The organism is Burkholderia sp. BCC1977, from assembly GCF_905339595.1.
GTDB lineage: Bacteria > Pseudomonadota > Gammaproteobacteria > Burkholderiales > Burkholderiaceae > Burkholderia.
On record NZ_CAJPGQ010000016.1, the window covers coordinates 1 to 23,103 of the forward strand.

20 protein-coding genes are annotated in these 23,103 nt (G+C 67.7%); 7 read left to right on the forward strand and 13 right to left on the reverse strand.

Annotation, left to right across the window (positions count from 1 at the left end; genetic code table 11):
• Positions 1 to 1,331: 1,331 nt before the first annotated feature.
• A complete protein-coding gene (locus tag U5771_RS15425; protein WP_322024875.1) occupies positions 1,332 to 2,456 on the reverse strand; it encodes an MBL fold metallo-hydrolase in 1,125 nt (374 codons plus the stop codon).
• 83 nt (positions 2,457 to 2,539) lie between these two features.
• Here U5771_RS15425 and U5771_RS15430 point away from each other — a divergent pair, with 83 nt between their 5' ends.
• Both U5771_RS15430 and U5771_RS15435 read left to right on the forward strand, forming a co-directional pair.
• On the forward strand, positions 2,540 to 3,193 hold the full coding sequence (locus tag U5771_RS15430) for a TetR/AcrR family transcriptional regulator (RefSeq protein WP_322024773.1): 654 nt from the start codon (positions 2,540 to 2,542) through the stop codon (positions 3,191 to 3,193).
• Between the two features lie 192 nt (positions 3,194 to 3,385).
• On the forward strand, positions 3,386 to 3,877 hold the full coding sequence (locus U5771_RS15435) for a flavodoxin family protein (protein WP_322024774.1): 492 nt from the start codon (positions 3,386 to 3,388) through the stop codon (positions 3,875 to 3,877).
• 178 nt (positions 3,878 to 4,055) lie between these two features.
• On the opposite strand, the gene U5771_RS15440 is transcribed toward U5771_RS15435, so the two are convergent.
• Positions 4,056 to 4,640 (reverse strand): DUF2889 domain-containing protein, encoded by a 585-nt coding sequence (locus tag U5771_RS15440; protein WP_322024775.1) that lies wholly within the window; start codon positions 4,638 to 4,640, stop codon positions 4,056 to 4,058.
• A gap of 687 nt (positions 4,641 to 5,327) precedes the next feature.
• Between U5771_RS15440 and U5771_RS15445 the strand changes: the two genes are divergently transcribed.
• Together U5771_RS15445 and U5771_RS15450 are read left to right on the forward strand one after the other, a co-directional pair.
• Positions 5,328 to 5,996, forward strand: coding sequence for a ProQ/FinO family protein (locus U5771_RS15445; RefSeq protein WP_322024876.1), 669 nt, complete (start codon positions 5,328 to 5,330; stop codon positions 5,994 to 5,996).
• Positions 5,997 to 6,788: 792 nt separating this feature from the next.
• Positions 6,789 to 7,850, forward strand: a complete 1,062-nt coding sequence (locus U5771_RS15450) for a DMT family transporter (RefSeq protein WP_322024776.1) — start codon at positions 6,789 to 6,791, stop codon at positions 7,848 to 7,850.
• Between the two features lie 127 nt (positions 7,851 to 7,977).
• Here the strand turns inward: U5771_RS15450 and U5771_RS15455 are convergent, their stop codons facing one another.
• The 9 genes from U5771_RS15455 to U5771_RS15495 all read right to left on the reverse strand — a co-directional run bounded on the left by U5771_RS15455 (position 7,978) and on the right by U5771_RS15495 (position 17,052).
• Positions 7,978 to 8,343, reverse strand: coding sequence for a bleomycin resistance protein (locus U5771_RS15455; protein WP_322024777.1), 366 nt, complete (start codon positions 8,341 to 8,343; stop codon positions 7,978 to 7,980).
• A gap of 115 nt (positions 8,344 to 8,458) precedes the next feature.
• Positions 8,459 to 9,049, reverse strand: coding sequence for a nitrogen fixation protein NifQ (locus U5771_RS15460; RefSeq protein ID WP_322024778.1), 591 nt, complete (start codon positions 9,047 to 9,049; stop codon positions 8,459 to 8,461).
• 85 nt (positions 9,050 to 9,134) lie between these two features.
• A complete protein-coding gene (locus U5771_RS15465; RefSeq protein ID WP_322024779.1) occupies positions 9,135 to 9,560 on the reverse strand; it encodes a TOBE domain-containing protein in 426 nt (141 codons plus the stop codon).
• Between the two features lie 183 nt (positions 9,561 to 9,743).
• Positions 9,744 to 11,243: an efflux transporter outer membrane subunit gene (locus U5771_RS15470; protein WP_322024780.1), complete on the reverse strand. Its 1,500-nt coding sequence runs from the start codon at positions 11,241 to 11,243 to the stop codon at positions 9,744 to 9,746.
• On the reverse strand, positions 11,240 to 12,208 hold the full coding sequence (locus U5771_RS15475) for an HlyD family secretion protein (protein ID WP_322024781.1): 969 nt from the start codon (positions 12,206 to 12,208) through the stop codon (positions 11,240 to 11,242). Before U5771_RS15475 ends, U5771_RS15470 begins: the two co-directional genes overlap by 4 nt.
• Positions 12,209 to 12,210: 2 nt before the next feature.
• Positions 12,211 to 12,423 carry a DUF1656 domain-containing protein gene (locus U5771_RS15480; RefSeq protein WP_044849171.1) on the reverse strand — a complete coding sequence of 71 codons (213 nt, stop codon included), beginning with the start codon at positions 12,421 to 12,423 and terminating at the stop codon, positions 12,211 to 12,213.
• Between the two features lie 34 nt (positions 12,424 to 12,457).
• Complete coding sequence (locus U5771_RS15485) at positions 12,458 to 14,608, reverse strand: FUSC family protein (RefSeq protein WP_322024782.1); 2,151 nt, start codon at positions 14,606 to 14,608, stop codon at positions 12,458 to 12,460.
• Complete coding sequence (locus U5771_RS15490) at positions 14,605 to 15,084, reverse strand: MarR family winged helix-turn-helix transcriptional regulator (RefSeq protein ID WP_322024783.1); 480 nt, start codon at positions 15,082 to 15,084, stop codon at positions 14,605 to 14,607. The genes U5771_RS15485 and U5771_RS15490 overlap by 4 nt, the downstream gene beginning before the upstream one ends.
• A gap of 267 nt (positions 15,085 to 15,351) precedes the next feature.
• Positions 15,352 to 17,052 (reverse strand): dihydroxyacetone kinase family protein, encoded by a 1,701-nt coding sequence (locus U5771_RS15495; RefSeq protein WP_322024784.1) that lies wholly within the window; start codon positions 17,050 to 17,052, stop codon positions 15,352 to 15,354.
• A 331-nt stretch (positions 17,053 to 17,383) separates the two neighbouring features.
• Here U5771_RS15495 and U5771_RS15500 point away from each other — a divergent pair, with 331 nt between their 5' ends.
• Positions 17,384 to 18,616 (forward strand): collagen-like triple helix repeat-containing protein, encoded by a 1,233-nt coding sequence (locus U5771_RS15500; RefSeq protein WP_322024785.1) that lies wholly within the window; start codon positions 17,384 to 17,386, stop codon positions 18,614 to 18,616.
• A gap of 208 nt (positions 18,617 to 18,824) precedes the next feature.
• On the opposite strand, the gene U5771_RS15505 is transcribed toward U5771_RS15500, so the two are convergent.
• On the reverse strand, positions 18,825 to 19,955 hold the full coding sequence (locus U5771_RS15505; protein WP_322024786.1) for a sigma-54 interaction domain-containing protein: 1,131 nt from the start codon (positions 19,953 to 19,955) through the stop codon (positions 18,825 to 18,827).
• A gap of 516 nt (positions 19,956 to 20,471) precedes the next feature.
• On the opposite strand from U5771_RS15505, the gene msuE reads away from it, so the two are divergent.
• Positions 20,472 to 21,032 carry an FMN reductase gene (gene msuE / locus U5771_RS15510; RefSeq protein ID WP_322024787.1) on the forward strand — a complete coding sequence of 187 codons (561 nt, stop codon included), beginning with the start codon at positions 20,472 to 20,474 and terminating at the stop codon, positions 21,030 to 21,032.
• A gap of 45 nt (positions 21,033 to 21,077) precedes the next feature.
• Positions 21,078 to 22,184, forward strand: coding sequence for a dimethylsulfone monooxygenase SfnG (sfnG, locus tag U5771_RS15515; protein WP_322024788.1), 1,107 nt, complete (start codon positions 21,078 to 21,080; stop codon positions 22,182 to 22,184).
• Positions 22,185 to 22,356: 172 nt separating this feature from the next.
• On the opposite strand, the gene U5771_RS15520 is transcribed toward sfnG, so the two are convergent.
• The gene (locus U5771_RS15520; protein ID WP_322024789.1) at positions 22,357 to 23,004 is read right to left on the reverse strand and encodes a LysE family translocator; all 648 of its coding nucleotides are present in this window, start codon (positions 23,002 to 23,004) and stop codon (positions 22,357 to 22,359) included.
• Positions 23,005 to 23,103 lie beyond the last annotated feature (99 nt).

Below are 23,103 nucleotides of genomic sequence, written 5' to 3' on the forward strand. Positions count from 1 at the left end.
GGAGCTGGAGCTGGAGCTGAGGCTGAGGGCGACGTGGGTTGTTACGTGACAACCCACGTCCGTGGCGATTCTGGGCGGATTTCGCTTGCGTCTGCGAAGCCAAAGAAGAAGTCGTTAACGTAACGAAATCCGCGCGATATGCGAAGTGGCCGCGGTCGATTGGGCCGGGTCTCCGATGGACAAGCTATTTGGGTTGCGCGGTTGTCACGTGACAACCGCTGCGGCTTCATACAGGAATGACCGACTTGATACTGCTGCGGCATCTCCATTCCAAGGGGCGTGTTGTGCGAGCGGGATGCGCGAGTGATCGGTGCTGGTTGGGCAGGCTGGCGCGTCGCTGGGTATTCCAGCGGGCAGCGTGCTCTCACCCTTTGCACGGCATTTCAATTGGGTCTCTTGTGGTGGTTGATGTGGCCCCAATAATATGGGCGAATCAACGTTCTCGTTGCAACGACGATCGGGAAGGGGAGAGGGTAGAGATTCGAAACTTTGTCGTGCCAGCGTGGGATTCGATGGTGGCTGGCAGTGGAATCGTGTCGCGCATCCTTCTCACACAATGGCTTTTGCAGGCGAATTCAGACGCGTTGACGATGCGAGATGATGGGAATTAGCCGGGCCGTGAAACATTTCTCCAAAAAGAGGTGTCTCTGTAAACCCTTGTCCAGCAATGGGTTGCGACACTTTCTTCATGTTGTTTCACGCAAAATGAGCGTGATCGGCCGGTAAAATGGGGGCGAATGAATCTCGAGCACGCGATTGAGTTCAGCTAATGGTGGCTGATGCAAAATCGTATCGATAATAACGTGTTTCGTGGTAAATAATACGATTTAGCTCCGAGTAGGCGTGCGGTTCGATCGACATGCCGGCAACCTGAAACATCGCGCCGAACAGAGCGACGGAGATTCAATAGAGGTGGCTCCTCTTCATCGCCAGTTGTCACGTGACAACGCGCTGCGTTGGCGGTGACGGATTGTGAACCTGCAGGTGTCGGGAGAAATCGAAGCGGGCGCGTGGCCGATGCTGAATTTACGGGGCGCCCCAAGACCGAGTTGAGCGAAAGGTGAATCTGTAGGCGGTCGTGGATGACCGTCTACGATGGGCTTGGCGAATGTCTATCGCTGTGCGGATGAATCGGGAGTTTGCTGAATCTGCGTCAAGAAGGTGAAACGCATCGCCACCATTGGACGGGCCGTATATATCTCGGCCAGCGCCGGATGTCTGCCTTCCGGGCTGGCCGACCATCAATCAAAGAATTCGCAACCAAGCCGCGTACCACGACAAGAATTCACCGCCGCGACGTTTCCGCCCGGAAACCGCCGCGGCCGGCGAACCTACTTCGTCGCCTGCGACGCGCACAGCTGCCACCGGCGCGTCTTCGTTGCGGGAGCCTTTGCCGGCTCATCGACCGTTCTCCACCACCGTTCGCCGCGATGTGGCTCATTCAGATCGAGTCGTTCGCCCATCCTGGGCGTGGACAGCTCGATGCCGCGCACCATCGCCAACGCGGTGACGCGCTCGAACGGTTCTTGCCAACGGTGCATCGCGAGATCGAACGTGCCGTTGTGAATCGGCATCAGCGTGCGACCGCGCAGATCGATGTGCGCCTGCACGGTTTCTTCCGGCTGCATGTGCACGTAGGGCCAGTGCGGGTCGTATGCTCCGGTCTCGATCAGCGTCACGTCGAAGGGCCCAAGACGTTCGCCGATTGTCCGGAAACCGTCGAAGTAACCGGTGTCGCCGCTGAAGAACACGCGCAGATCGTCGTCGACGATGACCCACGACGCCCACAGTGTGCTGTTGCCGTCAAACAGGCTGCGGCCGGAGAAATGCTGTGCCGGTGTCGCGGTCAGCGTCAGTCCGTCGATGTCGATGCTCTGCCACCAATCGAGCTGGCGTACTTTCTTCGCGTCGATACCCCATTCGATCAGGCGGTCGCCGACGCCCAACGTCGTGACGAACACGCAGGTGGTGGCCGCAAGCGCGAGCACGGTGTCGCGGTCAAGGTGATCGTAGTGATCGTGCGACAGGATCACGCCGCGCAACGGCGGGAGATCCTCGAGCGCAATCGGCGGCGCATGGAAGCGCTTGGGGCCAATGCGCCGGAACGGCGACGCGCGTTCGGCAAATACGGGATCGGTCAGCCAGAACTCGCCGCGCAGTTTCAGCAGCAGCGTCGAATGCCCCAGCCGATACAGGCTGCGGTCGGCGGCTGCGTCGAGTTGTTCGCGCGTCAGTGAATCGATGGGCAATGCACCTGTCGGAACCGTGTTGCGCGGCTTGTTGACCAGCATGTTCCATGCGATGCCGAGCGTCTTGCCGAAACCTTCGACCGGTCGCGGTGCGACGTTGCTGAAGCGCTCGCCGTCGTGCTGCGGCGATTCGCCGGACAGCGTGCGGCCGCGCCTGGCGGCAGCGAATCCCAGTATGCGATGAAGAAAAACGAGAGGCGAAGCCATGTCGATTCGTCCGGAAATGAAAGTACACCGGGCAGTGTAGTTTATCCCTGGGAAAAGTAAACTCCGCGGTGTAAAATTTTTGTATGGATACGAGTACTTCTCCTCAGCGCCTGACCGACCGAAAGCGTGCGGCAATACTCGCCGCGGCGATCGACGAATTTCTCGCGGCCGGCTATGACGCGACCAGCATGGATCGCATCGCTGCGCGCGCGGACGTGTCGAAGCGCACTGTCTACAACCACTTCCCGGGCAAGGAAGCATTGTTCGCGGCGATCCTGCATCAGCTGTGGGACGCGACGCTCACCGCCGGCGCGCCGGCCTACTGCGCCGACGTGCCGCTGCGCGATCAACTGCTCGCGCTGCTGAGCCGCAAATTGCGGTTGCTGAACGACGAAGCGTTCCTCGCACTCGCACGCGTTGCGATCGGTGCGGCCATCCACTCCCCGGAGCGCGCGCGCGACATGGTCGAGCGCATGGGCGAGCGCGAAGAAGACGTGACGGTCTGGATTCGTGCGGCCGCGGCCGCTGGCCGGCTGACGGCGACCGATCCCGTGTTCGCCGCGCATCAACTGCACGGGATCGTGAAAGCGTTCGCGTTCTGGCCGCAGGTGACGATGGGCCAGCCGCCGCTCGGCGCGCAGGAACAGCAGAAGGTCGCGGAAACGGCTGCCGACATGTTTCTTGCGTACTACGCGCGTGCGGACCAGGCAGGTGCGTCGGGTAACGGGCAGGACTGACCGCGCGTCGTGCGAAGCGCGAAGCGGAACAGGCGCGTCGATATACTCAAGGTGAGCGACATCCGCCACCTCGAAGACGGCGCCATTCGACAACCGGCAAACGTAGGCCCGGGCATACGCGTCGACATACGGGTTTGAGCCGTACCGACGCGTGCGGCGGGCGCATACGAAACCGAACGCGAGCGAACACCGATGAAGACGCTGTTGATCGTCTATCACACGATGACCGGAGGCACGCAGCAGATGGCCGAAGCAGCCGCGGGTGCCGCGCGCGAGCAACCCGGCGTCGACGTCAGGTTGCAGCGTGCGGACGCGACGAGCGCGGACGACGTGCTCGCCGCCGACGCCTACCTGTTCGCGACGCCGGAAAATCTCGCCGCGATGTCCGGGCTGATGAAGGATTTCTTCGATCGCTGCTATTACGCGGCGCTCGATCGCGTGAACGGCCGCCCGTATGCGGCGATGATCTGCGCCGGCAGCGACGGGCAGAACGCGCTGCGCCAGATCGACCGGATCGCGACCGGATGGCGGCTCAGGAATGTGGCGCCGGGTTTGATCGTCTGCACTCATGCGCAGACGCCGGAGCGCATCCTCGCGCCGAAGACGATCGACAGCGAGGATCTCGCGCGCTGCGCGGAGATTGGCGCGGGTCTGGCCGCAGGGCTTGCGCTCGGCGTGTTCTGATTAGCGGCGATCAAGCCGGCCGAAGCGGCGCCGCAGCTGCGCGCAACGGCTGGAGCGCGACGCCTGCTGTGCGGCACCCGATTGCAGCGAGCTCTGGCGATGCGCACTGTTCGCGGGACCCCGCTTCTGCGAACCCCATTTCCGTTCGCGGCAGCGGCACCAATGGAATGTCGATGCCCTAGTCAGCCTTTGCCGACACTGGCGGCCGATGATATTCGGGCCACAGGCTTTTCACGAGATCGCGCGAAGCGCCATACGCGTAGCAGCTGTCGACCTTGAGCGGCTTTCCGTCGCCATCACGCTGATCCAGCGACGATGGGCGCATGCCGACCATCGTCTGATAGGCTGCGGTCGCGACCGGACCGAGGATCTCCTTCAGATGGGTGCACGTGTCGCAGGCCGGCAGGCGCTTGCGGACCTCGCTGTTCCAGCCCGCGCCGATGCGCAGCCCGACGAGCGCCTGCAGCGTGTCGCCGCCGCCCGGACACTGCGCATAAGGATGCGACCGGATGAACGTGGATACCGCGCGCACGATCATGTCGGCGTCGAAGACCAGCGTCACGCCGAGGTCGTGAATCGGGGCCAGCGCCGCGACCGTGCGCGTGCCGCCCGGCGGCGTGAAATCGCTCGTCTTGCGGTCCGCGAGACAGGCCGTGACTTCGAACAGGCCGTCGCTGCGCCGATAGCCGCGCATGTCGATCTGCCGATGGTGAATCTCTTCGCGCGTCATGCCGTCGTGCGGGAGGTCGTGTCGGGGATTCATGTCTCCGCTCCGTGTCATACAACCGGGGTCTCTTTGCATTCAACAGCGATGTCGTCGGCTGAGCAGCGGGTTGTGAAACCGGCCACGGCAGGCTGCCGACGCTGTCGATCCGGCCATACTACGCATTTTTCGATGGCATCGTACGATCGACGATCGATGCGGACGCAACTAATAGAATGTCGGCAGCGATCGATACGCACTCCGCCACGTCGTGCGGATCGTATGCGAAAGCCCGGACTCCCGGACAGCACAAATCCGCAGGCGTCGACGTCTTCGCTGCCCGAACCATCGCTCGCCCGCTCGCCATTTCGCACTGTGGAATAACCGATGCGTTGCGTGACCGGTGTACTGGCGCGCGAAAGTGCCGCAAGCGACACTACGTGACGCGTGTGTCGATACCTGTTGAAAACGCAGCCATAATGCGCAACACGACTGCGCGGACACACTGCTTGCCCACCCGGGGCCGTCAAATGCGAACCGGTGAGTCAACCGACTGCCGCGCGTACCGGTATACTTCCACTCCTGCCTTTGTCCGGCATCGTGGCCGGGTGCCTGAAACAGTGATGGTGGCGATGCGGCCCCGCAGTGAGCCGCATCGGTGGCAGACGAGCCGCAGGCGATGCGGCGAACGCCGATGTGCGGAAGGGCCGCACGAACCACACCTTATATTCCTGGTGGATTGAATTTATGGGTTTTGAACAACTTGCCGAATTGCGGGCGCAGCTCGCAGCAAAGGCCAAGCAGGAGCGCAACGCGAAGCGACCGGCTACGCAACCGGACGCAGGCGCGAAGCCGAAGTCCGGCGACCGGCCCGCTCGTGGGGCCAAATCGGGTGCCGGGGCCAAAGCGTCGTCCGGCGCGAAGCCCGCTTCGGCGAAGCCGTCGAAGCCGTCGACCCCGGTCGATCCGGTCATCGTCGCGATCGGCAAACTGCAGCGCCGGTTCCCGCGCGCGTTCCCGAAGAATCCGGCCCCGAAGGTGCCGCTGAAGGTCGGTATCTGGGACGACCTCGCCCGCGAGGCGCAAGCCGTCGGCCTGAGCGAAGCCGAGCTGCGCGAGGCGATGTCGACGTGGTGCCGCGGCAATCGTTACTGGTCGTGTCTCGTCGAAGACGCGGTGCGGGTCGATCTGCAAGGTAACGAAGTCGGGCGCGTGACGCACGACGACGCGGCGCGCGCGCGCCGGCTGAAATCGCGCCGTCCGGGCAACAAGGGCGGCGCACAAGCGGCGAAGGGCGCCCCGCAGCAGCCGAAGGCGGACGCGCAGGCCGACGACGCCGCGCCGCAGCCGGCGACCGCGGAAGCACCGGCCGACGCAGCACCGCAGGCCGAGCAGCAAACGGCTGCAAGCGAGTAACACGCGATGCGTCGCCGCGCGACCGCGCGGTGACGGCCTGCCTGCCCCGCGCAGGCAGCGCATCACATGACAGACCGACCTGTCCCCATCCGGGGCAGGTCGGGACTGCCTCCGCTGGCGGCACAGCCAGTCAGTCTCACCCAATCAGCATCGAACTGCCAATCGAACCGACGACGAAAGCGCGTTGGCGGACGCGGCTTGCGCACGGTATTGCTCACGTCGAGCGAGCATGGCGACCGGGCATCGAGCAGGGGCCGCGTACATCATTAATTCACTGCGCTGCCCCGCCCGGCAAACGTTTCGGAGACGGGCGTCCCGCGCGACTGTGCATCCATGCTTGCGGACAAATGGTCGACGCGCGCGTCATCGAATGAGTAACCGACGTGCATCCCGCATGTTCCGTCAAAATAATTCGTTTTCCTGATTTAATCGGGATGCAGATGAAACCCGGATGCGCACACACGCGAATAGGTGTCGCGCGAGCTGTCGTCAGACGCGAAGTGCGGCCGTATTCGAGAGACCGACGTGTGATGTCCGGACGCGCCGCCGCCGCTGCCGGCGCCGCCCGTCCGTCAGTTGGCGATCCGTCACGCAAACGCGATAATCTCCCCGACACGAATCGCCGGGCCGGCATGCATTGTCGACAGCGCATGACGCGACAGGTACCTGAAAGCCCGCGCAACGCGTCCGACATACCCCGAAATTGACAGGCACCGGCAAACCGTACGCGCCACCGCATCCCGTGAAACCTGCCGATTCCATATGCGCAACGCCCTACGCAAAGACCGCATCATGAACCCGAGACATTCCGCGATTCTCGTCGCGCTCACCGCCGCCGCGCTGTTCGGCGCCGCGACGCCGCTCGCCAAGGCACTGATCGGCGCGATGTCGCCGTTCATGGTCGCCGGCCTGTTCTATCTCGGCAGCGGGATCGGCCTGGGCGTCGGGATGCTGCTGCGCGGGCTGCGCCGCCGCCGCGCGCCGGCCGAGGACGCCGCGCCGCTGCAACGCGCGGATCTGCCGTGGCTCGCCGGCGCGATCGCGGCCGGCGGCGTCGCGGGTCCGGCGCTGCTGATGCTCGGGCTGTCGAGCACGCCGGCGGCAACGAGTGCGTTGCTGCTCAATCTCGAAGGCGTGCTGACGGCGGTCATCGCGTGGGTCGTGTTTCGCGAGAACGTGGATCTCCAGGTGTTTCTCGGCATGGTCGCGATCGTCGCCGGCGGCACGCTGCTGTCGTGGGTGCCGGGGCGCGCGGGCGTGCCGGTCGGCGCACTGCTGATTGCCGGCGCATGCCTGTGCTGGGCGATCGACAACAACCTGACCCGCAAGGTCGCCGCGAACGATGCGATGGTCATCGCATGCGTGAAAGGCCTGGTCGCCGGGCCCGTGAACATCGGCATCGCGCTCGCGACCGGCGCGGCGCTGCCGGCCGTTCCGGCCGCGGCGGCCGCGATGCTGACCGGCCTCGGCGGCTACGGGATCAGTCTCGTACTGTTCGTCGTCGCGCTGCGGCATCTCGGCAGTGCGCGCACGGGTGCGTATTTTTCGGTGGCGCCGCTGTTCGGCGTCGTGCTGTCGTTGCTGATCTGGCCGGCGCTGCCGTCCGTCACGTTCTGGGTCGCGGCCGCGCTGATGGCGCTCGGCATCTGGCTGCATGTGCGCGAGCGGCACGAACACGAGCACGCGCATGAGCGGCTCGAGCATACGCACCGGCATCGGCACGACGAACATCATCAGCACACGCACGATTTTCCGTATGACGGCGATGAACCGCACACGCATCCGCACGTGCATCTGCCGATCACGCACAGTCACGCGCATTTCCCGGACATTCACCACCGCCATCGACACTGATCGCGCGGCACGGGAGAACGACGCGCGCTGCGTGCCATGCGCGTCGCAAGGTAACCGTTTATGGTGCCGCCGTTTCGTGCCCGCCGCGCCGCTTCGGTATCGATCGATTCGGGCGACCGGTCGCGATTCAGTCGTCCGTCTGAATCAACCGAATCAACGACCCGTCCGGGTCGATCAGCGCGCCGACGGTGCCGCCCCATGCCTCGCGTTTCGGCCGATGCGCGCGCGGCCAGCCGGTCGTTTGCTCCGGAATGCCGGCAGCGAGCACCTCGTCGAAAAACGCATCGACGTCGGCGAGCCGGAAACAGCAGCTGAACCAGCTCGTGGCCGGATCGAGATCGGGATGCGGAAAGAATTCCAGCAGTACGTCACCTCGTCTCAGGATCATCCAGCCGTCGTCGCGCCAGGTTTCGACGAAGCCGAGCTTCGCGTAGAAAAGCGACGTGGCTTTGAAATCGCGCGACGGCAGATTGGGGCTCGCAAAGTCGGTCAAGGCTGTTCCTCCGGTGGGCGGTGCGATCGAACGCAGGCGCGGGAAAACGCGCGCACGAATGTCGCGCATGATCGGTCAAGCGATGCGCGTCGGCAAGCCGCGCGGGCCGCCGCGACTATCGTCCCCGGGGAAAGCAGAATCCGAAATCCTCGCAGCCCGTGCATCCGGGGGCGGGCCCGGGAGGCAGGTCGAGCGATGCGGCCACTTCCTGCGCGAGGAATTTCTTCCAGCGCAGCTGAGCGACATTGCGTGCGACGAGCGCGGGGAAATAGCGGTCGAGCATCGCGGATACCGCATCGCGTCCGTCGAGGCCGAGATCGCGCCACAGGTGATCGGGGCGCAGGCACGCATGCGCGATGATGGCCGCGACGCAGTCGGCATCGTCGCGTGCGACGGCGGAATGCACATCCTGCATCAGCCGCGCGTGCAGCGTCGCGACGAACCGCGCGTGCGCGGCCGGCAGCGCCGCGATCGCGACCGCCGGCACGAGCGCGGCGGCATCGATGGAATTCAGGTGCGGAAACTGGCGGGCAAGCAGGCGGCTCAACCGGGAGGGAGGCAGGCCGAGCAGCGCGAGTTCGTTGCGGCAAGCACGTGCCGCAACGAGGGCGCCGAACAGACGTGCATCCGGAGAATCGGCGTCGGCTGCCCCGGACAGCAGCGATCGCAATACGCGTTCATGCGCGTGCTCGAGCGCGGACGTCATCGTGTGCGCCTGCACGCCGGTCGGGCGTTGCGCATCGCTTGCGGGCGCGGCGAACGCCGGGTCGTCATTGCAGTCGACCGGACGATCACTCGACCCCGACGATCACGCTCGATGCCTTGAAGATCGCGGACGCGGCCTTGCCGCTCGCGAGGCCGAGACGATCGACGCTGTCGTTGGTGACGATCGCGACGATTCCGGCGCCGCCCGCGGCCTTGATCACGACTTCCGAATTGACCGCGCCTTTCGCGACCGACGACACGGTGCCCGCGACGCAGTTGCGGGCCGACACCTTGCTGCTGTCGACGTCGACCATCACGATCACCGACGATGCCTTGACGAGCGCGAATGCCTTCGTGCCGGCCGCGAGGCCCAGCGACGCGGCGCTGCCGTGCGTGATCACGGCGACGATGTCGAGGCCGTCCGGGGTACGCAGCGTGATTTCGTCGTTGACGGCACCGGGCTTGACGGCGCCGATCTGGCCGGCGAATTGATTACGGGCGCTGGTTCGCATGATGACTCTCCGGGAAATGGGCCGCCCGGCGGGCGGCCGGCGAATGACGAAAACCGCGGACGAGTTTACCGGCAATGCAGGTAAAGCGCGACGTCGGCATCGACATACCGGGCATGCGAAACCGCGCACGATGGTGCGGGACAGCAGGCGCGACGTGCACGTCGTGCCGCCCCGCGCGCGCGCCTACTTTGCAGCGCCCGACGCAGCAGCCGGTGCGCCCGTTGCCGACGTCTGCTGCGCCGCAGCGGGCGCCACATCGCCTTCCCATCCGCCGCCGAGCGCGAGGAACAGCTTCACCTGGTCGGCGGCGACCTGGCCTTCGGCCGTGGCGACTTGCGCGCGCACGCTCGTCAGCGTGCGCGTCGCATCGAGATCCGAGATGAACGACTCGCGGCCGGCCGTATAGAGCCGGTGCGTTTCGTCGGCGGAACTGCGCGCCGATTCGTAGGCCGTGCGCAGCGCATCGGTGCGCTGCACGTCGGCGGCATAGGTCGCGAGGCTCGACTGCGTTTCGCGCAGCGCGTTCAGCACGACGCCGTCGAAGTGCGCGAGCGCGCCGCCGGTCGCGGCTTCGGCTTCGCGCACGCGCGCGCGCTGGCCGTTGACCGGGAACGACCAGCTGATCAGTGGTCCGAACGACCAGCGATTCGTGGTGGACGAGAACAGGTCGGCGGCGACGCCGACCGAGCCGGCCGACGCGCCGATGCTGACCGACGGATACAGCGCGGCGGTCGCGACGCCGATCCGCGCGGTCGCGGCGGCCAGCTGACGCTCGGCTTCGCGAACGTCGGGACGGCGGCGCAGCAGTGCGGCGCCGTCGCCGATCGGAATCGGCTGGCGCAGCTTCGGCAGCCGCTCGCATTCGGCGACCGCCTTCGGCAGGTCGGCCGGCGAGCGCGCGAGCAGCGCGGCGAGCTGGTATTGCGCGATCTTGCGGCGGCCTTCGAAACGCGGGATGTCGGCCGCGAGCGTGCGCACTTGCGTGACGCCGCGCGTGACGTCGGTCTGGTTGCCGCGCCCCGCGTCGCGCAGCCGTTGCGACAGCTTCACGCGCTGTTGCTGCAGCGCGAGCGACTGCTTCGCGATCGCGAGTTCGTCGCCGGCGGAGCACGATTCGACGTACGCACGCACGACGTCCGCGACGACGGTGATGCGCGCCAGGTCGGCGGCCGCCTGCACGGCTTCGCTGTCCGCGCGCGCCGCCTCGACGCCGCGCCGCAGCTTGCCGAACAGATCGAGCTCGTACGACACGTTGATGCCGACCGCGCCTTCGTTCACGACCGGCAGCTTGTTTTCGAGCAGATATTGTTCGGCCGACTCCTGCGCGCGCTGCACGGCCGCTTCCGCGCTGCCGGAGAAGCCGCCCTGTTCGTTCGCGACTTCCAGCGCCGCGCGCGAACGCGCGAGGTTGGCCGCGGCGACGCGCAGGTCGGTGTTCGATTTCAGCGCGCCGCGCACGAGTTCGTCGAGCACGGGATCGTCGTACAGCTGCCACCAGTTGCCGGGCACCGCGTCGCGCGACACGAGCGTGCCGTTCGCGTCGTCGAGCGCATGGTTCGCGAGCGGCGCATTCACGTACGCCTGCTGCGGCAGCTTGTAGTCGGGGCCGACGGACTTGCACGCGCCGAGTGCGAGCGCGAGCGGCGCGAGTGCCGCCACGAGGCGCAGGCCGTGGCGCTTCATTGCGATGCTCCCGTCGCGCTTGCGCCCGCGGGTGCCGAAGCCGTCGTCGCCGCCGCCGCGGAAGCGCCGGCAGTCGCCTTCGCCGTGTCGTCGTGGCGCGTGTCGGTGCGCATCGCGACGGTTGCGGTGCGGCCGGCGATCATCCGGAAGTCGTCGGGCACCTCGTCGAGCACGACGCGCACCGGCACGCGCTGCGCGAGCCGAACCCAGCTGAAAGCCGGGTTCACGTTCGGCAGCAGGTTCGCGCCCTGCGTGCGGTCGCGATCCTCGATCGCGGCGACGATGCTCTGCACGTGGCCGCGCAGCGGATGCGGCTCGCCCATCACGACGATATCGACCGGCTGGCCGATGTGGATGCCGCGCAGCTTGGTTTCTTCGAAGTAGCCGTCGACGCGGAACGAATTGCGGTCGACGACCGACAGCACCGCGCGGCCGGCCGGCACGTATTCGCCGACGCGCGGCGCGCGGTCGTTCAGGTAGCCGTCGACGGGACTCACGATCGTCGTGCGCTGCAGGTTGAGCTTCGCGGTGTCGAGCGACACCTGCGCATCGGCGGCGGCGGCTTCGCCCTGCTCGACGCGCGTGCGGCTTTCCTCGACCTGTTCGCTCGCGACCAGGTTGCCGAGCTGCAGGTTGCGCGCATATTCGCGCTTCGCCTGAGCGAGCGTCGCGCGGCGCTGCGCGAGCGTCGCTTCGGCCAGCCGTTCCGCGAGCGTGTAGCGGGCCTGGTCGATCACGAACAGCACCTGGCCGCGCTTCACCTCCTGGTTGTCGGCGACCTGCACCGCGGTGATGAGCCCCGACACGTCGGGCGCGACCTGGATCACGTCGGCGCGCACGTGGCCGTCGCGTGTCCACGGCGAGAACATGTAGTAGTTGATGATCCGCCACAGCACGAGGGCGGCCACGACGACGACGATCAGGGTAAGCAGGATCTGCCCTGCCGAGAGCCAGGTTTTTTTCACGGTTAGCTAGCCACGAGATGGTGAGACACGATGACGACCGCGGCAAGCACGAACACGTAGATGCCGAGGTCGAAGATCGAACGGTGCCAGACGAGGCGGTAAAAGCCGACGCGTTCGAGCAGGGCCCGCACGACGATGTTGATCAGGTAGGCGATCAGCATCAGCACGAGCGGAGCCGGCACGAATACGCCGAAGATGTCGATTTCGCCGATCATGGTCGCGGTCGGTAGGACAGGTTGGAAAACGGGATCATGCGCGTGCTCCGTCCGGTGCGGCTTGCGGCGGCTGCGCGGACGCGGCCGGGTACAGCGACAGTCGCAGGCCGACGAGCGCGTGCAGCGTATCGCGCAGCCGGCGGTGCGTCGCGGGCGTGGTCGGCGCGGCGGGGGCGGCGGGCGTCGTGCCGTCGTCCGCCGGTGCGGCGGACGCGCCCGGCAGGTTGCGGCCGGCCACGCGCTGCAGCGCGTCGTCGATCGACGCGAGCAGCGCCGGCGGCGCGGGCTGGCGCGCATTCTCGGTCGCACAGCGCGTGTAGTGATCGGTGACGCCGGCCAGCACGCGGTCGATCGCGTCGGGCACGTCGCCCGTCAGCTTGCGGCGCGCGCGGCGCAGGTCGAGCGCGTTCAGCGCGATGCGCAGGTCGCGGAAGCTCTCGATCGACGGATGGCGGTGGTCGTCCGACGCGCCGAGGCGCGGCAGCAACTGCGTGACGCGATCGAGCATGCGCGACGCATGGTTGCGCTGGTCGTCGAGCGGCTGCGTCGACGCGGAGCGCGCGACGTCCTCCCACCCCGAGCGCAGCAGGCGCCGCACCGCGAGTTCCGCGCCGAACGGACGCGTCGCGCGCGTCCACACGTACGCGAACAGCAGCCCGGCGACGCCCGCGAGGTTGCTGTTCAGGAACACGAAGAAGTCGGCGTCGTATGCGCTCTGGATGCTGATGAAGGTGGCGGTGTTCACCGCGACGAGCATCGTCACCATGTTGAACTGCGGGCGCGGCAGCAGCGTGCCGATCAGGATGAACGGCCCCGCGAACATCAGCACGAGCATCGCGAAGTCGTGCACGTGCGGCAGCACGACGAACAGGTACAGCCCGGCGAACACGACGCTCGCGGCCGTCGACAGGAAGAACTTGAACACCAGCGGCGCCGGTTCGTCGAGCGCGGCGAAGAAGCTGCACGACACGGCCACGAGCGTGACGGCCGCGGCACCGTCGTGCCAGCCGGACGAGATCCACAGCGAGCAGGCGAACACGATCGCGAGCACGACGGTCAGCGTCGAGAACAGCATCATGCCGCGATCGAAGAAGCGCTCGGTGCCGCCGAGCCGCCAGTGCCGGTAGCGCGGCTGCCAGACGCCCGACTCGTTCGCGATCAGCGCGCGCAGCGAGCGGCAGTCCTGCCAGATGTCGATGACCTGGTGCAGCCGCCACAGCGCATTCGACAGCAGGGCGCCGTCCCAGCTCGTCAGCGCGCTGTCGGCGGGCTGCATCGCGGCGATGCGCTCGCGCAGGTTGTCCGCGACGGGATCGTGGGCCGTGTCGCCGTCGCTGCCGGCCTTCACGGCCGGCAGCGGCGCGTCGAACCACTTCGCGGCGTCGGCGAGCAGCGCGTCGAGCGCCGGCGGTCGCACGTGCAGGTCGCGCATCAGCGCGATCAGCGGATCGGCGAGCGACGACATCAGCGGCAGGAACAGCTGCATCCGGCCCGCGAGCGCCTGCGCACGGGCGAGCACGCGCGGGTGCGCATGATCGTAGCTCAGCTGGCTCAGCAGGAATTCGAGGCCGGTGATGGTCGCGGCGAGGCGTTGCCGGCACGCCGACAGCGCCTTGCCCGCGATGTGCCCGGACAGCGTCTCGCGACCGTAGAACGCGGCGTCCTTGAACCATGCGTCGGTGCGCTCGATCAGCGTCGGCGCGAGCCGGTTCGGGAACACGGCGCCGCCGACCACGCTCGCGCACACGATGCCGAGCACGATTTCCTCGGTCCGCGCGATCGCGACGTCGAAGATCGTCGACGGATCGGTCACCGTCGGCAGTGCGACCAGCGGCATCGTGTAGCCGGCGAGCATGAACACGTAGCTGCGCGCGGTGCGGTCGGAGATCGCGAGGTAGAGCAGCGTGCCGCACCATGTCGCGACGATGATGCTGAACAGGAACGGTGTCTCGACGAACGGCGGCACGAACAGGATCGCGGCGGCCGCGCCGAGCGCGGTGCCGAGCGCCCGATACAGCGCCTTCGAGCGCGTCGCGCCGACGAACGGGTTCGACACGATGTAGACGCTCGCCATCGCCCAGTAAGGGCGCGGCAGCTGGAAATACAGGCCGAGGTACAGCGCCAGCATCGACGCGGCGAACGTCTTGCCCGAGAACAGCCAGTCGCGAAGGCTCGGATAGGTCATGACGCGGAATCGGCGGGGTGGGACGAACGCGACGCCGGATGCTGCGCATCGGCCGCGTTGAACGCATTCAGGACGCGCAGCGTCGCTTCGAGATCGGCGCGCGTGACGCCCTTGAGCACCTGGGCGCGCAGCACGCGCAGGTCTTCTTCCATCTTCGCGGTGACCGCACGGCCGGCGGTCGTCAGCGAGATCGTCTTCGCGCGGCGGTCGTGCGGATCCTCGTCGCGGCGGGCGAGGCCGGCCGCGCACAGCTGGTCGAGCAGGCGTACGAGCGACGGTCCCTCGATGCCGACGTGTTCGGCGAGCGTGCCCTGGCGCACGCCTTCGCCGAGGCGGCCGGCGATCAGCAGCGGCGTCGCGCAGGCTTCGGACACGTTGTACGCGGTCAGCACGGCGTCGCTCGTGCGGCGCCACTTGCGCGCGGTGAGCACCAGCAGGCTGCTGACGGCGAGGCGGAGGTCGTGCAGATTGGTCATGGGCGAGATGATAGGGGCAAAAACATTCGATAGCAAACTATCGGTTTTGTCACCTGGGTGTCACGCCGCCCACCGGGGTGCGGCCTGCAACGAGCAATTTAGGCGGCGGGCACGGGGCGGGTCAAACTGTAAGGTTGTGAGCGTGGGAGGGCCGTGATGCCGCGCTGCAACCCGATGGTTCGATCGGACCACGCCGTCTTGTTCGACCGGGAGATCGCGCCCGGCAAACGCCGGCTCGCGAGGCCGGCGCATCGCCCGAATCCCCGCCTACCGCACGTGCGGCAGCAACGCGCGCAGCCAGTACGCGACCGCCATTGCGCCGCCGTCCGGCGTGCCGATCGCGCGTTCGCCGAGATAGCTCGCCCGTCCCGCACGCGGCGTCATGCCGGCCGTCTGCCGTGCGCCGTGTTCCGCGGCCTCCACGGCGGCCGCCCATGCGCTCGCGGGGTCGCGGTCATGGTCGAGTGCGTGGTCGAACGCATCGGCGGCGGGCACCAGCGCGTCGAGCATCGTCCGGTCGCCGGCGCGGGCGCCGCCGAGTTCGCTGATCGCATCCACCGCACTGCGGAATGCCGCGGCCCAGTCGCGCGCCGACGGCTCGGCAGCATCGCCGAGGCGCCGCGACGCGCGCAGCAGCGCGGTCGCGTAGAACGGTCCCGAACTGCCCGCGATCGCGCGGCGCAACGCGGCGCCCAGCGCCGCGAGCGTGCCGGCCGGCGTGCCGTACGCGGCTTCCGGCAGCGCGAGGATCGCCTGCGCGGCGCGCTGCATGCTCGCGCCGAGATCGCCGTCGCCGGCGGCCGTGTCGAGTTCCGTCAGGGTCGCCTCGTTGTCGAGCAACGCCTGCGCGACCGCATGCAGCGCCGGCTGCAGCCGCGCGGCCCATGCGCGACCGGCCGCGTCGAGCGGCGGCAGCGGCTCGTCGTGCGCAGCGGCCGCGGTCATCCGAATCTGCGCGTTGACCGTGCCGCCGCCGGGCCATGCGCGCGCCTGCGTCGGTGCGTCGAGCAGGGCAGCCCGTTCGTCGTTCAGCCGCAGCAGCGAGATCGAGCAGCCGGGCATGTTCAGCGCGGACAGGAAGGTGCCGGCCCAGGCACGCGCGACCGTGATGCCGCGGCGGCCCAGGTTGTCGTACGCGGCGCGCAGCACGATCGCCAGTTCCATGTCCGGTGTCGCGCCGAGACCGTTGACGAACAGGGCGACGCGGTCACCGCGATCGAGCACGAGGTCGGCGACAATGCTCGACAGCAACGTCTCGACAAGCGCGTCGGCCGGCATCGGCGCGGTGCGTTCGACGCCTTTCTCGCCATGGATGCCGAGGCCCAGTTCGATCTCGTGGTCGGCGAGGCTGAATCCCGACTTGTCGGCGCCGGGGATCGTGCAGCCGTCGAGCGCGACGCCCATCGTGCCGAGTTCGGCCGCCGCCTCGCGCGCGATTGCCGCGACGCGCGCAAGCGGCAGCCCGCGCGCGGCGGCGGCGCCGGCCAGCTTGTGGATCAGCACGGTGCCGGCGATCCCGCGCCGCTGCCCGCGCTCGACGCGGCCGCGCAGCGACACGTCGTCGGCGACGATCACCGTCTCCACCGGAATGCCTTCGGCGCGCGCGAGTTCGGCGGCCAGCCCGAAATTGAGGCGGTCGCCGGTGTAGTTCTTCACGACGAGCAGCGCGCCGTTCGGGCCGGCGCTCGCACGGATCGCGGCGAGCACGGCGTCGGTCGACGGCGACGTGAACACTTCGCCGCAGACGGCCGCGCTCAGCATCCCTTCGCCGACATAGCCGCCGTGCGCGGGCTCGTGGCCGCTGCCGCCGCCGGACAGGATCGCGACGGGGCGCTGCGACGGCTCGGGCAGCGGCTGGCGGACGAGTACGTGCTCGTCACCGAGGATCGCGACATGCGGCGATTGCCGCGCGATGCCCTCGAGCATTTCGCGCACGACATCGGACGGGTGGTTCACGAGCTTTTTCATGGCGACGGTTTCCTGACGGTGGGACGGAGCCCGGCGGCACGCATGCGGTGCCGGCCGGGCGACGGACTGTGAATGGTAGGCGCTGCGATCCGAAAACGGCGTGCGGCACGATCGGCGTTACGTAACATCGAAGCATTCGTAGCACGAATGTAACGATAACAGCGCCGCGCATCGGCCCGAAACGTATCGAGCGTGAGCACGGGCAGGCGCGCGCGGATGCCGGCCTGGCGGCGGGAAGGCGCGTTGGCGCGTGCCAATGGCATGGAAAATGCTGATTGTTTCCCCGGTCCTGATTCGAAAGTTCCATCGCCCGGACCGCGAGGAGACCACCATGTATCGAACCCGCATGTTCACGTCCGTCGCGGTGCTGGCCGCGGCCGGCGTGCTGACCGCCTGCGGCGGCAACGACGCGACCGCGCGGTCGAGCGCGGCCGGCAGCACCAACGGCGGCGCCGTCGCCGACAGCAGACCCGGCTCGGGTGGCGTGACCGACGGCGGCTGGGGGACGAGCGGCGCATCCGGCACGAATGGCGTCATCAGCACGGCGGGCCAGTTCGCCATCGCCGTCGGCTCGACCGCCGGCGGCGTGACGGTGCCCGGGCTCGGCAACGCAGCGACGCGCAGCGCCGGCGACACGATTTCCAGCGTCAGCACGATCTCGCGCGCGGCCGCCAATGCGCTCAGTGACGGGCTCGGGCAGATCGGTTCGACGGCTGATCCGGTCGGCACGACGGTCGCCGGCCTCGGCAACGTCGTCGGTGCGACCGCGAATCCGGTGGCGGGGCTGGCACAGACCGTACGCGCGCTCGGCGCGGGACCGCTGGCGCCGCTCGCGCCGGTCACGACCCGCGTCGGCGCGGTGCTCGACACGGTGGCCGGCGGTCTCGGTGCGGCGGGCAGCACGGTCGGCTCGACGCTGTCGTCGGGCCCCGTGCAGCAGGTCACGCAACCGATCAGCTCGGCCGTCACGCCGCTCGTGCTCACGGCCGGCCGGACCACGCAGCAGATCGGCGCGGCGACGGGCCTCGGTCAACCGGTAGCGGGCCTGCTCGGGCAAGTCGGCGGCGCGGTGTCGACGGCGGGCTGGCGGTTGGGGACCGTTGCCGCGCAACCGGCCGTCGGCCCGGCGAGTCAGCTGGTCGGCACGGCAGGCGGGCTGGTGGGCGCGGTCGGCGATACCGTGACGAACGCGGGCGGTCTCGTCAACTACAACGGCCCGAACGGCATCGCGCCGATTCCGGGCCTGATCGTGAGCGTCGCGGGCGCGTCGGTCGCGACCGTGAAGAACGGTCCGCCGAGCGGGTCAGGCGCGTCGGGGCCGCTCGGCGGCTTGCTGTCGGGACTCGGATCGACACCGCTCGGGTCGCTGACCGGCGCGCTCGGCAGCACCACAGGTGCCGGCGCGGGGAGCCCGCTGGCGCCGGTGACGAATCTCGTTTCGACGGTGACCGGCACGCTTGGCGGTGTAACGGGCAGCGCGGGATCGGGCGCCGGCTCCGCGGCGAATCCGCTGGCGCCGGTGACGTCGCTGCTTGGTGGCGGGGGCGGTGGGGGCGGGAAGTAGGTGTGCACCGAGTGCCGAGTACCGAGTACCGAGTACTGAGTACCGAGCGGCAAGCGGCAAGCGGCAAGGAAGCTCGTTGCGCGCCGGTTGCCGTTCCTGTCGGCCCGGTCGCGCTTCGCATCGGCATCACCGCCCCCACCGCAAACGAATTGCGGCGAGCCGGCGTGACCGCCGCCCGCATCGCGGAAGCGCCGCCGGGCGCGTTCGCTTACTTGACCGCCGCGATCGCCTTCGCGCGAATCAGCCGTGCACGCAGCACATTGCGGCTGATGCCGAGCAGTCGCGCGGCCTGGATCTGGTTGCGGTGACTGAAGTCGAACGCGACCCGCATCACGGTGTCCTCGATGCGTTCGAACAGGTTCTCGTGCGCCTCGTCGAACAGCGCGCACAGCGCCAGTTCGAGCGATTCCTGGGCGGGCACCCGCGTCGCCGCTTCCCGCGCGGCCGTGACCGGCACGCATGACGACGACAGGTTCAGGTCGGTGTCCTGCAGCGCATCGTGGCGGCTCACCAGCAGCGCGTGATGGATCACGTTCTCCAGCTCGCGGATGTTGCCGGGCCACGAATGCGCTTCGAGCCGGCGCGCCGCACGCGGATCGATGCTGCGCGGCCCGTTGCCGAGGCGGCTGCGGTATGCGTCGAAGAAGTGGCGCGCGAGCGGCAGGATGTCGCCGGGCCGTTCGCGCAACGTCGGCACGTCGAGCCGCACGACGTTGAGCCGGTAGAACAGGTCGCCGCGAAACCGTCCGTCCGCCACCGCCTGCTGCAGGTCGATGTTGGTCGCGGCCACCACGCGCACGTCGATCGGGATGCCCGTGCGCGAGCCGAGCCGCACGACTTCGCGCTCCTGCAGCACGCGCAGCAGCTTGACCTGCATCGACAGCGGCAGGTCGCCGATCTCGTCGAGGAACAGCGTGCCGCCGTTCGCGGCCTCGAACCAGCCCGGTTTCGTGCCGGCCGCACCCGTGAATGCGCCTTTCTCATGACCGAACAGTTCGCTGTCGACGAGCGTGTCGGAGAGCGCGCCGCAGTTCACGGCGACGAACGGCCCGTTGCCGCGATGGCTGGCGTCGTGCACGTGGCGCGCGATCAGCTCCTTGCCGGTGCCGGTCTCGCCGACGATCAACACGTTCGCGTCGCTCGGCGCGACGAGCCGCACGCGCTCGAGCAGCGCGAGCGAACGCGGATCGACGAACACGTGCGCGCGGGCGCGGTTCGGTGCGGGGTGCGCGGACAGGGTGAGAACGGGCGCGCCGCTCGACCGGGCGCGCGCTTCGTCCGGCTGTGCGGTGACGACACGAAGATTGACCGGACGCGGCGTGGCAAAGAGGGAAGTCATGGCGATGAAGGCGTGAGTCGATCGAACGGGCCGGATCCGCGCCGACGGGCGCCGCGGTTCGGTTGCTGCCCCGGTCAGCAGAGTGTTCAGGGTTTTGCACCGCACGGGAAACATCGATTTCTGATATCGAAAGCGGGATTGCTGCGCAGGATGCAACGGCGCGGGAATGTGTCGCCGTGACAGCGAATTCGACACGATTGCGTTCGACTGCGACGCTCCATGAGCGTTGCTATCGAACGACTGGAGGGCGCGACACTGCTGATTGAGCAGCAGCGCATCAGCACGGCTGTTTCCCCCGGTTCATCGCGCTGCGGAATATCGATGTGACGTGATTTCCGGAACGCTTGCCACGGCCGGCTATATGACCGCGCAAGCCATGCCCGGCGGGCGATCGAAAGAAAATTCGTGATGCAGATGATCGGTGCGATGGCGTCGTCGTCGACAGTGGCACGCTCCTTGCGAACCCGACATGGTATCGGCGCGGCAACGCGCAGCTCGACAACGGGAACGCATGGCATGAGCAACACCTTCAACGTCGTCGCCATCTCGGGCGGCCTGCAACGGCCGTCACGCACGCTGGCACTGACGAACGCGATCGTCGGCGCGCTCGGCGATGCATTGCCGATCGACACGCAGTTGATCGAACTCGGCGAGATCGGCAGCCGGCTGGCCGGCGCGCTGAAGCGCGCGCAGGTGCCGCCGGATCTCGACGCGCTGATCCGCGCGATCGAGACGGCCGATGCGCTGGTCGTCGCGAGCCCCGTGTATCGCGCGTCGTACACGGGGCTCTTCAAGCACCTGTTCGACCTCGTGCATCACGAGTCGCTGGTCGATGTGCCGGTGCTGCTCGCGGCCACCGGCGGCAGCGAGCGCCACGCGCTCGTGATCGACCATCAGCTGCGGCCGCTGTTCAGCTTCTTCCAGGCGCGCACGCTGCCGATCGGCGTGTACGCAGCCGAAAGCGATTTCGACCGCTACGAGATCGCGAACCCCGCATTGCGCGCACGCATCGCGCTCGCGGTCGACCGTGCGGTGCCGCAACTGCGTCCGCGCGCGCTTGCCGCCGCGGCCGCGTAGCCGGTCTTTCCCGTCTTCCGTTTCTTCCTTCGATCAGGACCACTCATGAGCATTCACGAACCTTCGGCCGACGGCATCAAATTCGCGTACTGGGTGCCGAACGTCAGCGGCGGCCTCGTCGTCAGCACGATCGAGCAGCGTACCGACTGGAGTCTCGAATACAACCAGACGCTCGCGCGCACGGCCGAGGCAGCCGGCTTCGACTACGCGCTGAGCCAGATCCGCTTCACGGCCGGCTACGGCGCCGAATACCAGCACGAGTCGGTCTCGTTCAGCCAGGCGCTGCTGCATGCGACGACGAAACTCAAGGTGCTCGCGGCGATCCTGCCGGGGCCCTGGCATCCGGCCGTGGTCGCGAAGCAGCTCGCGACGATCGATCATATTTCGAACGGACGCATCGCGATCAACGTCGTCAGCGGCTGGTTCAAGGGCGAATTCACCGCGATCGGCGAGCCGTGGCTCGAGCACGACGAACGCTATCGGCGCTCGAAGGAGTTCATCCAGGCGCTGAAGGGGATCTGGACGCAGGACAACTTCACGTTCAAGGGCGACTTCTACCGCTTCAACGATTACACGCTGAGCCCGAAGCCCGTGCAGAAACCGCATCCGGAGATCTTCCAGGGCGGCAGTTCGCGCGCGGCACGCGACAACGCGGCCAGCGTGTCGGACTGGTACTTCACGAACGGCAATACGCCCGAGAACCTGAAGGCGCAGATCGACGACATCCGCGCGAAGGCCGCCGCGAACAATCATCGCGTGCGGATCGGCGTGAACGCGTTCGTGATCGCGCGCGACACCGAGGAAGAGGCGCAGGCCGTGCTCGACGACATCATCCGGCACGCCCATGTCGAGGCCGTGCATGCGTTCGGCGATGCGGTGAAGGAGGCCGGCCGCGCGTCGCCGGAAGGCGAGGGCAACTGGGCGAAATCCACGTTCGAGGATCTCGTGCAGTACAACGACGGCTTCCGCACGAACCTGATCGGCACGCCGCAACAGATCGCCGAGCGGATCGTCGCGTTGAAGGCGATCGGTGTCGATCTCGTGCTCGCCGGTTTCCTGCATTTCATCGAGGAAGTCGAGTACTTCGGCAAGCGCGTGCTGCCGCTCGTGCGCGAGCTCGAAGCGCGGCGGCAGCAGGCGATTGCCGCGTGATGCGCGCGGGTGGGCTGCAGGCGGCTGCGATCGCACAGGATCGCCCAGGATCGCGCGATCGTGTGAACGTGACGGCAGGCGCTGCGTGTCGCCTGCCGTCAACGAGCGTTGCTTCAGGACGGGCGGCGCGTGCCGGGCACGACTTCGTCCGATCCGCGACCTGCCGTACGCATCACGCCACGCCCGCCATGCTCGACGCCTCGACGAGCATCTGCACGCCGAGGCCGCCCAGCACCGCCCCCATCGCCCAGCGCTGCGCGAGCAGCAGCGCCGGACGCCCGTGCAGGAACTTCGCGATGCCGCTCGAGCAGATCGCGACCAGTCCGTTCGCCGACGCGAATGCCGCGATCAGCAATGAACCGAGAAACAGCGACTGGCCGAACACGCTGCCTTGCCGGTAATCGATGAACTGCGGCAGCAGCGACACGAACAGCATCGCGAGCTTCGGATTCAGCACGCTGGTCGTCGCGCCCATCGCGAGCAGCCGCAGCGGCTGCTCGTTCGGCAGCGTCTTCACCTCGAACGGCGAACGGCCGCCGGGCCGGACCGCCTGCCACGCGAGATAGAGCAGATACGCGGCGCCCACCACGCCGAGCACGGTGCCCGCGTACGGCACGCTCAGGAACAGTGTCGTGATCCCGAACGCGGCGCCGAACATGTAGAACAGATAGCCCACCATCACGCCCGCCAGCGAAATCAGCCCGGCAGTGCGCCCCTGCGCGATCGAGCGCGACATCACGTAGACCATGTTCGGCCCCGGCGTGACCGCGAGCATGCCGCCGATGACCAGGAATCCATAGAGCGAGCCGGAGGTGTGCATGGTTGCGGGTTCCTGCAGTGAACGTCGATGACATGCATTGTCCGACCCTGGAGGCAGACAGTAAAACGGGATAAACTGAATCGATTGATCAGATTTTCT